Raw genomic sequence first — 13,844 nt, 5'->3', positions numbered from 1 at the left:
GGGGGATTCCACATGTATACGGTCAAAGAAGCCGCTCAAATCACGGGGCTCACTGAGCACGCCGTGCGCTTTTACACGGATAAAGCTCTAGTGCCAAGCGTACAGCGCAATGAGAATAATATTCGATTATTCGACGAAGAATCGATCAACTGGCTGCATGGCATCAAATGCCTCAAGCAATCCGGGATGCCGATCGATGTCATAAAAATGTATATCGATTTATGTCTCGAGGGGGATTCTACCATTTCACAACGCTACAGACTCATGATGGAGCATAAAGAAGCTGCGCTCGCTAAGCTCGAAGAAGCCAAACAGCACGTTGCCCATTTGGAAGAGAAGACGGCACTGTACCAGGCCATTCTGGAGAACCGCTCACCAGACACGATGAATCCCGCCCACTGGGGCAGAATTCAGCATATGCACGGGGACGTGTTTTACTCGCGCTCTGCTCGTTAGGCGTGAGATACCTTTTTGACAGGACCGGCGTGCTTACCTCGGTTATGCCTATCCGAATCTGGTGATGGCGGAAAATTATAATGCGCCGGGTTCGCCGTATTGGGCGCTTAAAACCTTTCTTGTGCTGGCACTTGCTCAAGATTCCCCGTTCTGGACCGCGGTGGAGGAGGACCTTCCAGCAGGCCCCGCCATCTGGGTACAGCCCGAGCCACATTTAGTGGTTTGCCGGAACAAGTAGACGGGCCATGTGGCTGCATTCAACAGCGGAGAGGCGAAAATAGGTATTCCGTCATTTTGGGCAACTTTTTCATGGAATAGGACGTCTAAATGAATAGGACTGGAACAAATTAGGGCTGATTTGAGGGGGAGCGCATTTGAAAAAGATATTGATTAGCATATCGACGTTCATGATCTTTTTTCTTGCGAACGTCATTCCAACACAAGCATCAGGCAATGAAGTAATCGAGCATGGTATTCTAAAGAACAATCGAGTGTTGATCCCTATACGGGCAGTATCTCAGAACATGGGTATCGATGTGAAATGGAACCAATTTCAAAAAACAGCTCAATTGACCAAAGGCGAAACTGTAATCACACTTGCGGTTCAATTCAAAAGGGCCTTAGTAAACCAGGACCGCGTTGATTTTGATGCTCCGGTTGAGCTCATCCAAAACACAACTTATGTACCTTTAAGGTTCGTTAGCCAAACCATGGGAGCAGATGTGAAGTGGGATCAGAAAACCAAAGAAGCCACCGTTATCCTGGATGGCAAGCAAGTCGTCGTTAAGTTGATGAAGCCGAAGTATCAAGTACCTACCAAACAAAGACTAAGTGACACTCGTATTGCGCAATTATCGGAGAAATTGAACGAGGCATCTGATCTATCGAAAGTGAAACAGGTTCGCACTTACTTCAAACCTTATTTTACGGATCGTCTAATTCAGCAAATCATAGAGCAGGAAGGACTTCACTTTAAAGAAATGAATTTTGATATGAATACGGCAACGGTAAACTATGCAAGCAATACTAGCGCGATGCTTATTCAATCCTATATTCCAGGAAATATATTAACGGGCGAGCTGCATTATGTTTTTGATCGGAAAGCGCACATTATTTATACTAATGGTGCATGGAAGGTGGACAAGGTAAGCGATCATTTGAGACAGATCCCTAATATGAGCCTGGAACCCGATCTTCAGTAGTGATATCTAACCAAATCATGCCCAGCTCAATGGATAGAGAGGATCTGGCATAGTCATTATCCATGTAAACTAAAGAAGCCGCATTTTTGATATGATCCCCTTTAAGTAGACAGTGTGTAAAAGCGCATTAAAGTCTTCTTGGAGGGGACTTTTTTCATGGGCGAAATACGAAAAACATATGACATCGAAATCAAGCGCTAGGCTGTTGCGATGTTCCTGGAGGAAGATCTTGGCTAATGTCGGGCGACAAAAACATAGTAACATTAGCAGCCGCTGAATATGCAGCTTTTTCTATTTATGTTATCAAGTTGCGAGTTAGGTCTTACTATATAAACATAGTTCGATATTACTACTTTCTGTCTGTCCTATTGGACCTAGATCTGTTATTATAAAACAAATAACGGAAAAGGCGAGGACATCAGCATGGCTAAAAAATTGAATATCTTTTTATCTTTTCTAATATCTATTATCATCGCATTCAGCTGCGGTGTGTATTTCTCGGAAGACTTGGGTTATAGTCGGAGTGAACCAACTATAGTTAAAGCTGGGCAAACAATGGCAGATGATGATGAGCAAACAGTGGATGCCGAAAACGAACCTTCCAACGGAGATGGCGAAAAAGGCGCAACGATTTCCACGGCTCAGACTCAAGGAGGTAACGAAACGGCCAACGACGAACCCGAAGCTACCCGAGTGACATCGGAGAATCGTTTCAGCGACCCAAGAGAGTTCAGATACAGTGTCAATTCAGCGAACGGTATCACGCTGACGTGGCTCGTCGATAATTTGACCGGCAAAACGATCAACTACTATACCGTGAAGGTCAGCACATTTAATCCCGTAGGAGACCCTTCGTATGACGAGCACTCCGGAAAGAACTCTTTCAATCTTCAATATGTCGGTCCGGTCATACCGGGGTTAGAACTCGGTGTGTTTGAGCTCTTCACGTATCAAGGTGCTTTGGATTCAATCCGTATCGACGAAGTTGACCTGGAATACGCGGACGGCACCAAAGAAACCGTCGTCTACAATCGCACGACTAAGGACGATAGCGGGCTCAATAATAGATAGAAAAGTTTATATTGCCACTTGCATAGTATTCATGTTAGAGGAAAGAACATACATATCCATTTAAGTCCGCGTTTTACGCGGATTTTTTATGGTTTGAATTTTGTTTTGTCTCGTAATTTAGATTGAAATATCTTTGAGTGTATATCATGATATTGAATGTTCATGGTGAACAAACTAATTAATTGCAGGTGGTTCAACGCGTGAACGTGGTATGTCTGGCACTTAGGCACTTTAGATAAAGGTCCTACCGTTTCAGATGGAACCTTTTGCTAAAAAATATTAGTTCAGCGAGTGGGTCGGCAGCGCCGGGGTGAGCAGGTTGGGCGAGGAGGCGAAGCCGCCTACAAACGGGCACTTCCGGATCGGCAGCAACATCAAGACCTTCACGTCGACCGTGATGCTGCAATTGGTTGCCGAGGGCAGGATCGGGCTGGACGAACCGGCGGTAGACTACCTGCCCGAGTTCGGGCTGGACCGGCGGATCACGGTGCGGATGCTGCTGCAACACACCAGCGGGGTGTTTAACTTCACCGGCAAGTACTACGAAGACGGGACGGTCATGCCGGGGATCCCCTGGCAGGGTCAGGAGTGGGTAGACAATCGGTTCAAAACCTACCGGCCGGAGGAGCTGGTACGGCTGGCATTGTCAAAGCCGGTGCGATTCGAGCCGGGAACGGACTGGAGCTATTCCAACACCAACTACGTACTGGCCAGGCTGCTGATCGAGAAGGTCACCGGCAGCTCGCTCGCCGAGGAGATGCAGAGGCTGATTTTGTTGTAAATTTGCGTTTTGCTGGCGGCACCCTTATAAAGAGTTCAAAGTGTAATACGGACAAGTCATTGAGGAGTATTTTAAGAATAAAGAGCTACATCATGACTTTCGGTGCCGAAAAGAGCGTAGAGTACGAAGCCTTAAGAATTCTTCAGTCTATGAAATTATGGAGTATTTAATTAAAGAAAAGGGGATGGAAAAGGGTGGCCTTTTCGTAGATCACCCATGCATCCCTTATGTGAAGAACTATCATTGTAGCCCGAATAAGTATAGAGTGAGAATAGCGATAACGAAGAGTATAAAAATGTGTGGCTGTGTTGGTGCGGTTGTGAATCGAGACGTTAGAAGCGTAACAAGAATAGAAAGATAAAGGTTCAACCCATGGAAATAATCCATAGATAGAACCTTTATTCGTATTACACGCGCTTAATGTTTTCAATAATAATCCCGTGACGATGAAGTGTAGAACCGCTTACTCGAATCGGCACAGTCGTTCTGCCAGAAATAAGATGTCTATGACCATCCGCGAATTGAGTCATTTGACGGAACCGATGGAAGTGACGAGGTCCTTGACCATTGATTGCTGCTCCAGTTATACCCGAATAGCGATGTCGATGTCCGTCAGCTATTTGAGTAATCCCATTAAACGAATGTCGATGTGTGCCAATACCAGGAATAAAGCGATCTGTTAAATTGCGAAAGCGATGTCGATGTCCCTCATTAATGGAAGTGTTGCCAGACATCCGATGCTGAAAACGATCGGTGGTTTGTGAAAGGTGTGCTTTCTTGAGTGATTGCTTTCCTTTTTTCATCTTCACATCTCCTCAGAAATAAAATTAATCATAATTTATGAAGAAGTCATATGTGGGGGAACGGCGATTACCAAGATGGGTGACATTAAGCGCTGAATATCCGTTTAACTAAGGTGGTTGCTATGGTCTGATAAGACTGTCGGGGGACAAGAACATAGTCCCATTGAGAGTCGCTATTATAGCGGCTTTTTTTGTTTTACGGTACAAGTTCTTGTCCCGAGTCGAGGACAAGAACTTGTACCGATTGCCGAAAAGGACAAGAACATGAGCCGATTACCGATTAGATAAGCATCTAACTATGTTTCCGTGCAATTTCATTAAGGTAACGGGCAGGATTACTCACCAGTCTGAATTGATTGAAGAATCGCTTGTGAAAGATACATTAAAACTGGCTTATGTTGCGTTAAGCAGACCGCGCTATTTCGCAGGCGTAGCGATGCATAAAGAAAATGTTTCGGATGAAACCATTTTGGTCGCAGCAAGACATTATTGGAGGATCGTAAAAGTTGAAGAGGAACACTATAGAAGGATTCGATATTCGATAACATGAAGAAAATTCACTTCTATTTAACGAGATTCGAATAATACTGTGTCCGAAATTAGTGGAAAGCGCCTTGATAGTGGCACCAGATATGATCGAAATGCTGGCATCCATAGCCATGATTCATCGTAGAAGGCCAAATGTCCATATTTGTATATGGAAGGTAAACACATGTATATCGATGCTTCATTGCCCTCTACTTATAATGAAGTTGCCGCAGCAAATAGCATGGAAGGTCATGCGGGTTGCTTGTGGTAATTCGTGCAAATGACAAAGGGAGGGATATTCGTGGGTTTACGGCAGAGGGTTATTTTTTTAGTCATATTTGTTACCGCTTTCATAATGGTGACCACCCTTTCGGAGAGGTCCAATGCCGCAACAGGGAATATGGCTCTAGGGAAGACGGCTTATTCGTCGTCGAACGAAGTGGATTTTTTCGGACCTGAGAAAGCGGTCGATGGGGGCACCGAACATGCAAGCCGCTGGTCTTCGGAAAGAACGGACGATCAGTGGTTTTACGTTGACCTGGGTGAGCCTGTAGAAATCGGAAGAGTAATCATCAACTGGCAGACTCCGGCGGAGCAATATCAAATTCTCGTATCCGACGATGCGGTATCCTGGCGGAACGTATTCGCGGACAACCGCGTGCTCGTCGCGTCCGGGCCGGGTGAAGATACGATCGATTTCGAGCCGACAGTGGCGCAATACGTCAAGTTTCAAGGGGAGACGCGACGTCCTATTGAGGGCGTTTATTACGGATACTCCTTCTGGGAATTCGAGGTATACAAAGGCAGACCGCAACTGCAGCCAATCATGGACGCGGTGAAAAACAGCATTGTCGTCTCCGAAGGGGATACCCTGCTGAATCTGCCCGCTGTACCGGAAGGTTATACGCTGACGCTGGTGAACACGGACAGCTTGCCGGTGATCGACGTACAGGGCAATATTCATGCGCCGCTTGTCGATACTCAGGTTCAGCTGCTGCTGCAAATCCAGAGCGACAGCGATCCGACATATCTCTTAACGGATAATGCGCTAGTCACCGTACCCGGTCTCTACGAGCAGACGAGCGATCGGAACCCGGAGCCGCGCGTCATTCCTTCTTTGCGTGAGTGGCTGGGCGCAACCGGCGAGTTCCGCTTGTCGGACAAATCCAAAATCGTCATCCGCGCAGATGATGAAGCGGCTCTGCGGGGGACGGCTGACATTTTGCAGCAGGACTTATTGGATTTAACGAAGTTGTCACTGACCGTTGAGGTTGGTTCTCCTCAAGAGGGAGATATCTATTTGATGCTGGATGCCGCGCAAGCGGGATTGGGGAAAGAGGGATATGAGCTGAATATCGGCGAGTATGCCTCTGTTGCTGCATCCGAGCAGACGGGAGTCATGTTCGGCACGAGAACGATCTTGCAGTTGCTCGGCCACGCTGCCGATCATACGGCGATGCCTAAGGGGCAATCGCGCGATTATCCGAAATACCCGGATCGGGGCTTTATGCTCGATGTGGGCCGCAAGTTTTATACGATCGAGTTTTTGCAGGACTATGTCAAGCTGATGTCCTACTATAAAATGAACCGGTTCCAGATTCACCTGAACGATGATGTCGGCGATGTCGGTTACTTCCGTCTGGAGAGCGAGAAATTTCCGGGAGTGACGAGCAAGGACGGCTATTATACGAAGCAGCAATTCAGAGACCTGCAGCTGCTTGGGATGGAATACGGCGTAAACGTTGTGCCGGAAATTGATACGCCGGGCCACTCCGGCGCGTTCATTGCCTACGATCCTCGATTGGGCAGCAACAATCAGCTGGATATCAAGCGTCCAGAGACGCTCGACTTCATTAAAGCACTCTTTGACGAGTATCTCGATGGCAGCAATCCGACCTTTGTCGGCCCGGATGTGCACGTCGGCACGGATGAATATTTCGGCGACGACAAGGAGGCGTTCCGCAGGTACGCGGATATGCTCCTTAACCACATTAACAGCAAAGGCAAACGCGCCCGTCTATGGGGCAGTCTGTCAGCATACGACGGCACGACGCCGGTCAGCAACAATGCGACGATGGACATCTGGTATGAGCCGTACGGAAGCGCTCAGCAGGCCGTGGAGCTCGGCTACGATATTATCAATACCAATACGAATTTGCTCTACATCGTTCCGCAGCTGTACCGCAGCTATTTGAATTACGATTTTATTTACAACGAGTGGGAGCCCAACGATTGGCTGGAGACGAAGCTTCCTTATGCGCATCCGCAGGTCAAAGGCGGCATGTTCGCGCTCTGGAACGATGTGTCCGTAGAGAAGGGCGTATCCATGGCGGACTCTCATCAGCGGATCTTGCCTTCCATGCAAGTGCTGGCGGAAAAGCTGTGGAGAGGCAACCGCATCGATCGGAACTTCGCAAGCTTCCAGGCGGATGCCGCAAGGTACGTGGACCCGCCGGGTGTTCATCAGTCACACAAGCTTCAAATCGACAATGAGCGGCAACTCGTGCTGGATTATACCTTCGACGAAGGCTTCGCGGACCGTTCGGGGAACGGCTTTGACGGCAACGCGGTGAATGCAGGCACAGAGAAGGGAATCTTCGGTCAAGCCATGAGGCTAAACGGCGGGGCCAGCTACGTGGAAACGCCGCTTCGCACGCTTGGTTTCGGCTGGACGATGTCCATGTGGATCAAACCGGACGCTGACAACCCGCAAGGAGTTGTGCTGCTGGAATCTCCGGACGGACAGCTGAAATACAACATTGGGGGCAGCGGCAAAATCGCCATCACAAAAGAAAATTACGTCAGCGAATTCAATTATAAGCTGCCGACCGATCGCTGGACCCATGTCATTATGATCGGCGACGACACGGGGACCTCCATCTTCATTAACGGCAGTGAATATACGGCTACTCTCAAAGACGGCTCCAAGCTGGAAACATTCGTTCTGCCGGTAGCCAAAATCGGCAGCGAAACGAATGCTTTTAAAGGCTTGATTGACGAACTCATCGTAAGGAAGACCTACTTGGACCTGCATGGAAATCTGGCTTTGCATAAGCAAGCCGAATCCTCGCAGCCGGAATCCTCGTCCTACACGGCTGATAAAGCGGTGGACGGCAGAGGGGATACCAGATGGTCCAGCGATTGGGTGGACGATACCTGGTTCATGGTGGATCTAGGTGAAGTGAAGAACATTGATGCTGTATCTATTTTGTGGCAAACGGCTTATGGTTCGAAGTACCGCATTCTCGTGTCCGAGGACAAGGAGAACTGGACGAACGTTGTGAAAGACAGCAATGGGGAGATTAACGGAAAGCCGGGACGAGTCGTGACTACCTTCCAGAGCACGCCAGCCAGATACGTGAAGTTCGAAGGCGTGTCCAGAGCTACGATGTTCGGCTATTCCTTTGAGGAATTTGAAGTGTACGGCGAGGAATATAAACTCGGCAATCTACGGCCGATTATCGACCTGTTGACGGCTATCGAAGCCGACAAGCTTGTGGAGGACCATTACTCTCCTGAGGGCTGGGCACAGCTTCAGCAAGCGATTAGGCAAGCGACTGCGGCTATTCAAACCGCCCAGCTGTCCCGTTCTGAGGCCGAACAGGCGTATGCAGCGCTGAGCGTTGCGCGTAATCGTCTAACGATCGAAGACGTAATGGGTCTGATCGTGCTTAATGTAAACGGAAGTATCACATCCAACCTTTACCTCCCGCAGAAAGGGCAGTTCGGTACGCGCATCGTCTGGAGCAGCTCAAAACCCGACTACCTGAATGCGAATGGACAGTTGTTGAAACGTCCGTCAAGCAGGTCAGGCGACATGGAGGTCGTGCTGATCGCGACGATCAGCAAGGGAGCAGCATCCGCGGAGAAAACGTTCAAGATCAAAATCAAAGCGCTGCCTGGCTCCGGCGGCGGAGGATGGGTTCCGACTCCAGTAACTCCTGATCCGGAAGAAGGCCAAAACGGCGGTTCGAATCCGGGAGGTGAAGATCCAGGCAATGGCAATGAGAACGGCAGCGGGAACGAGAACGGCAACGGCAACGGCGGGGAGTCCGGCGGATCGACAACGGTTCGGCTGAACGATATTGCGAGCCATTGGGCAGAAGCGTCCATCAAACGGGCGGTTGAGCTTGGATTCGTAACGGGCTACACCGACAAGACGTTCAAGCCGAATAAGACGGTCAGCAGAGACGAATTCGTCGTCATGCTGGTCAAAGCGTTGAAGCTGCAGGGTGCGAACAGTTCGCTGGACTTCGCGGACGCAGGTTCGATTCAAACCTGGGCGAAGCCTTATATTGCGCAGGCCTTGGAATCCGGCCTGATCAGCGGTTATGCGGACGGGACATTCCGACCGAAGGTTTCGATTAGTCGAGCAGAACTGGCAGCAATGATTGTTCGCGGCTTGGGTCTGAAGACTGCGGAAGGGCATGAGCTCTCTTACGCGGACGCGGATCAAATCCCGGCTTGGGCGAAGCCGTACGTGGCAGCAGCCCAGGAGGCGAGAGTGATGAACGGTCGCGGAGACAACCGTTTCGCACCGGCCGCCTCGGCGACGAGAGCTGAAGCCGTGACCGTTATTCTGAATATGCTTGATGCACTTGGGGAGTTGAAGGAACAGGAGCAGAACTAATTATGCATAGAAAGAGAGCGTGAGATTAGGTGAAAACTAGACGAAGTTTGACTGCTATGCTGCTTGTCCCGGTCATGCTGTTATCGTTAATCTCCTCCGTGTATGCGGAGGAGGCGGGCGGAGAAAGCGCCGGCTTTTATAATCTGGCCCAAGGGAAAACGTACACATGGTCGGAACAGCCGGAAGGCGCTTTCCCGGATGACGGGACGAAGCTGACGGACGGCAATGCCGTCGACCCCTCGCGTGACAGCGGCAACTGGGTGGGCCACCGCGACAAGAAATCCCGTTCGGTTGTGTTTGATCTAGGCGAGCAAAAGACGGTTCAGGAGGTGAGCGCGCGTTTCCTGCACGATTGGCCGAACAACGAAACGCTTGTGCCGCTCACCGTTTCGTTCTACGCGTCGGACGATGGGGTGAGCTGGAGCGTATTGTCTCATAATGCAACTCAGTTGTTATGGGGAGACCAGACCAACATCGAGACATTTGCATGGGACGGCAGCCCTGAAACTGGAGTGGTCAAGCGTGGCGATTATACCGAAGGACTCGTATACGCTCGGTATGTGAAAGTAGTGTTCTCCATGCATCCGAGGGCATGGAGCATGATCGACGAGGTGACGATTACCGGTGCGGATGGCTTGATTTCCGGAGCGCAGCCGGTACAGCCTGAGCCTTACGCCCTCCTGCAGCCTGGAGATGCTACTGGCGGGATTCAAAACCTGGGCTTGCTGTATAACGGACACTACGCGGACGGCACAGGAAATTGGACGAAGGAACGGGCTATCCCTAATATCAGTTATGTGAACGAGCAGGGAGAGCCTGTCGATTGGCTGTTCGACGGCGTGCTGTATCTGGGCTTGACATCGGATAACGGCAGAGGCTTCGGAGCGGCAGAAGCGGCCGGCAAAGCCAGAAAACAGGAATGGGAATGGTATTTGGATAAAACGTTTAACGCTGGCGGCGATATGAGCGCGTTGAACGAGGCGACGGTCGAGGCAGGCGTGAAGCTTGGCGAGCCCAACCATAAGACGAAAGTTGTTCTGATGATTCCAGAACCGGGCGAGTATCAGTCCGACTTCGGCAGCATTGACGGCGAGGATCTGAACTTCGATGTAGGTGCGGTCGGCGATGCCGCATCGCTGGATAACAGGGCCAAAGCGATTCAGTGGTGGGTCGATGAAGTGCAAGCCAGATGGACGGCTGCGGGCTACTCGAACCTGGAGTTCGTCGGCATGTATTGGCTGGAGGAACAAATCAGCACGCATGCGACCGGGCCGGAGATGGTCAAGAGAGCGAGCGACATCGTTCATAACGCAGGCCTGAAGCTGTTCTGGATTCCTCATTTTATGGCCTATAAGGCATTCATGTGGAAGGATGTCGGCATTGATGCCGTATCTCTGCAGCCGAACTATTTCTTCGAGAAACTGGACCCTTCGCGTCTGGAGGATACAGCGGATATGGCGAAGCGGTACGGCATGTCGCTGGAGCTGGAATTCGACGACCGGATGATCAACGACGCCGTCTTCCGCGAGCGGTTCATCGAGTACTTGAACAGCGGCGTGGATACCGGTCTGATGCAGCATGGATATAAAGCTTACTATCAAGGCAACAACGCTGTATACAACGCGGCGAAAAGCACAGACCCTGCTACCCGCGTGCTTTACGATTGGCTATACCAATTCGCTAAAGGCACTTATCAGAAGCAAGACGCTGCTCCGCCTGATGTTGTAGCGCTCATGAACGGGCAGCCGATCTCGGAGCATACGATCGTGCCTGATACGACACAGGCCGCATTCACCTGGACCATTCCGGGAGATGACGGGAGCGGGATCGTTAAAGTTACGGCCAAGTATGACGGCAAGCCTTATACGGAAGGAACTGTTGTAGATCTGACGGGTAAGCCGGGCAAACATGTGCTGGAGCTGACCGTGGCGGCTGCCAATTCCAAGACGGTTAAATTCGTAATAGAAGCTCGTTTAGGCGCTGAAGGCCTATTGGCGCTTGTTGATAAGTACGCGGACAACAAGCAGCTTAGCAATGCCGATACGGTACGCGCTATGCGCAACGCCTTGATCATGATGGAGCGTACGCAAGAGAGCGACCCTGAACAAGCCAGGGACTATTTGCTGGCATTCAATGCGAAGCTGGAAGAAGCTAAAGGCCTTGAGTTTGTAACGGAAGGCGCTTATACGGCGCTGAAGGAAGGCGTGTATTACGAGGCTGGCAGCATCGCACAAGATAAAGAAGCAGAGGCATCCTCGACGGAAACCGCAGGTCTGGAGCCTGCGAAGGCGTTGGACGGCGCCCCGGCCACGCGTTGGGCAAGCGAAGTGCGCGATACGGCTTGGTTCCAGGTTGATCTGGACAGCCAGCAAACATTCGATACGATCCGCATCGATTGGGAATATGCGCGCGCGGACCAATACCGCCTGAGCGTCTCTAATGATAAGCAAACGTGGGAGCCCTTGAAAGTCGGCAACAATGGCGTGGTTAAAGCTGCCGACGGCAAGAACACCCTGGTATTCCCGGTAACGACGGCAAGATACATCAAGTTCGAGGGATTGAATCGGGCAACGTTTTACGGTTATTCCTTCTATGAATTCGGCGTGTACGATCTTGCTCCGCAGCAAGAACTAAAGACGTTGGACGGCATACAAGCCGCTGTTGACGCTTCCACGAAGAAAGTCACGATTGACGGTCTGGTCATGAACGGCAAGAAAGAACATTTGTATGTGAAAGTGCTTGACCCAAAAGGCAACATTCAATATACCGGTCAGACGGGCACTGAGGATGACGGAAGCTTCCGCATCGCCTTTACGTTGACCGGAGAAGAGCAAGGGAAGTATACGGTCGAGCTTGAATCGGATGACATGACGATTCCCGAGCTGGTAACCTTCGAATACCGCAAGGCGCCTACGAGTGGTGGAGGCAATGGAGGCGGCGGTGGAGGCAGTGGTGGTGGCAGCGGTGGTGGCAGCAGTGGAGGCAGCGGCGGAGGCGGTCAGGCGCAAGATCCGTATACCTTACAAGCGGACGGTTCAGTTAAAGCCGTGCTTGTCCCGACGATGAACGGCCAGCAGGCTGCCGCTGCGGTCGGGGCGTCGGATCTGAATGCCGCCATTCAGAGGGCAGTGGCCGACAGCAAAGGTAATAAACATGTTCATGTTGAATTGAAGTCGTCGAACGCGGCTGGGAGCTATGCTTTGGAGCTTCCGGCGGCTAATCTGACAAACCAGTCTAATCTGATTCTGCATATCTCCACGCCGTACGCTCAGCTTGTTTTGACTGGTGACATGCTGGCAGGAGTCAAGGAGAATGCTGGAAAGCTGCTCGTAATCGTAAACGATTATGCGGGCGAGTATCGCAGTAACGAAGCGGCCGGGCGGATCGGCAACAGGCCAATCCTAGAAGTTGCATTGCAACTGGACGGTGAAGCTCTGTCTTGGAAAAATGCGAAGGCACCGATTTCGATTGCCATTCCGTATTCGCTTCAAGCGGGAGAGCAAGCTGCTGATCTGCAAGCTTTCGAGTTGATGGGCAACAGCGCGGCGGCAATTAATGGCGCGTCTTATGACAAAGACAAGGATATGCTGCGATTCTCCATCGACCATGTCGGCGTCTATGCTATCGGCGGCAAGAAACCGGCTGCATTTACCGACCTTGGCAAGCATGAATGGGCGCGCGAGGCGATCGAGAAGCTGGCGGAAAGAGGCATCGTCAAAGGCACCTCGATCGAAAAAGGCACGTTCAGCCCCGCAAATCAGGTAACGCGAGCTGATTTTATCTTGATGCTGGTGAACATGCTTGACCTGCGTGCCGAAATCGCCTCGACGTTCGCCGATGTTAAGCCGAATGATTATTACTACGATGCGGTGTCCATCGCCAAGCAATTGGGAATCGCTTCGGGAGTGAACGAAGTTAACTTCGCTCCTCGTGATTCAATCAGCCGCCAGGATGCTATGGTTATGCTGACCCGAGCGCTGCAAACGACGGGGGCAATAAAGCCGTCCGCATCCGGTTCAACGCTTGAGGGCTTCCGTGATGCGAGCCAGATTGCGTCATATGCTGCGGACAGCGTGGCAACGATGTTCGAGTATGGGCTGGTTACGGGCTCTAACGGCTACATGAAGCCAAGGAGTACGACCAGCAGGGCTGAAGCGGCGACGTTCTTGTATCGCGTTCTTCAATTAATCGAGGGGCAGCAACAGTAGAAGCGGGAACAATTGATTTAAGCACATTCCGATTAGCGCAGCAACGCGCCCGGGGTGTGCTTTTTCGACGATACAGAATAAAACTTCGTAAACGGAGGGATGAGAGGTTGAAGAACTACTTGAATGAACAAACTATGTTATGCTGGATACAACTAAGTGCGTTCA

The 13,844-nt window shown here is 50.7% G+C and carries 8 protein-coding genes; 7 read left to right on the top strand and 1 reads right to left on the bottom strand.

Features of this window, described 5'->3' with window-relative positions; genetic code table 11:
• Positions 1–12 precede the first annotated feature (12 nt).
• From MHI43_RS16320 to MHI43_RS16300, 5 genes are all read left to right on the top strand, one after another.
• Positions 13–456, top strand: coding sequence for a MerR family transcriptional regulator (locus tag MHI43_RS16320; RefSeq protein ID WP_036660499.1), 444 nt, complete (start codon positions 13–15; stop codon positions 454–456).
• Between the two features lie 64 nt (positions 457–520).
• A complete protein-coding gene (locus tag MHI43_RS16315; protein ID WP_155989840.1) occupies positions 521–694 on the top strand; it encodes a DUF2264 domain-containing protein in 174 nt (57 codons plus the stop codon).
• Positions 695–830: 136 nt separating this feature from the next.
• Positions 831–1,658, top strand: coding sequence for a stalk domain-containing protein (locus MHI43_RS16310; protein WP_036660497.1), 828 nt, complete (start codon positions 831–833; stop codon positions 1,656–1,658).
• Positions 1,659–2,213: 555 nt separating this feature from the next.
• Positions 2,214–2,729 (top strand): hypothetical protein, encoded by a 516-nt coding sequence (locus MHI43_RS16305; protein WP_235201637.1) that lies wholly within the window; start codon positions 2,214–2,216, stop codon positions 2,727–2,729.
• Positions 2,730–3,048: 319 nt separating this feature from the next.
• Positions 3,049–3,510: a serine hydrolase domain-containing protein gene (locus MHI43_RS16300; protein WP_200868601.1), complete on the top strand. Its 462-nt coding sequence runs from the start codon at positions 3,049–3,051 to the stop codon at positions 3,508–3,510.
• A 407-nt stretch (positions 3,511–3,917) separates the two neighbouring features.
• Here MHI43_RS16300 and MHI43_RS16295 read toward each other — a convergent pair whose 3' ends face one another.
• Complete coding sequence (locus MHI43_RS16295) at positions 3,918–4,313, bottom strand: YmaF family protein (RefSeq protein ID WP_081746258.1); 396 nt, start codon at positions 4,311–4,313, stop codon at positions 3,918–3,920.
• Between the two features lie 928 nt (positions 4,314–5,241).
• On the opposite strand from MHI43_RS16295, the gene MHI43_RS16290 reads away from it, so the two are divergent.
• Both MHI43_RS16290 and MHI43_RS16285 read left to right on the top strand, forming a co-directional pair.
• Positions 5,242–9,471: a discoidin domain-containing protein gene (locus MHI43_RS16290; protein ID WP_341283131.1), complete on the top strand. Its 4,230-nt coding sequence runs from the start codon at positions 5,242–5,244 to the stop codon at positions 9,469–9,471.
• Between the two features lie 29 nt (positions 9,472–9,500).
• The gene (locus MHI43_RS16285; protein ID WP_036660493.1) at positions 9,501–13,679 is read left to right on the top strand and encodes a DUF4855 domain-containing protein; all 4,179 of its coding nucleotides are present in this window, start codon (positions 9,501–9,503) and stop codon (positions 13,677–13,679) included.
• Positions 13,680–13,844 lie beyond the last annotated feature (165 nt).

The organism is Paenibacillus sp. FSL H8-0457, from assembly GCF_038051935.1.
Classification (GTDB): domain Bacteria; phylum Bacillota; class Bacilli; order Paenibacillales; family Paenibacillaceae; genus Paenibacillus_AQ; species Paenibacillus_AQ lautus_A.
This window is presented reverse-complemented; position numbering and strand designations above follow the sequence as displayed.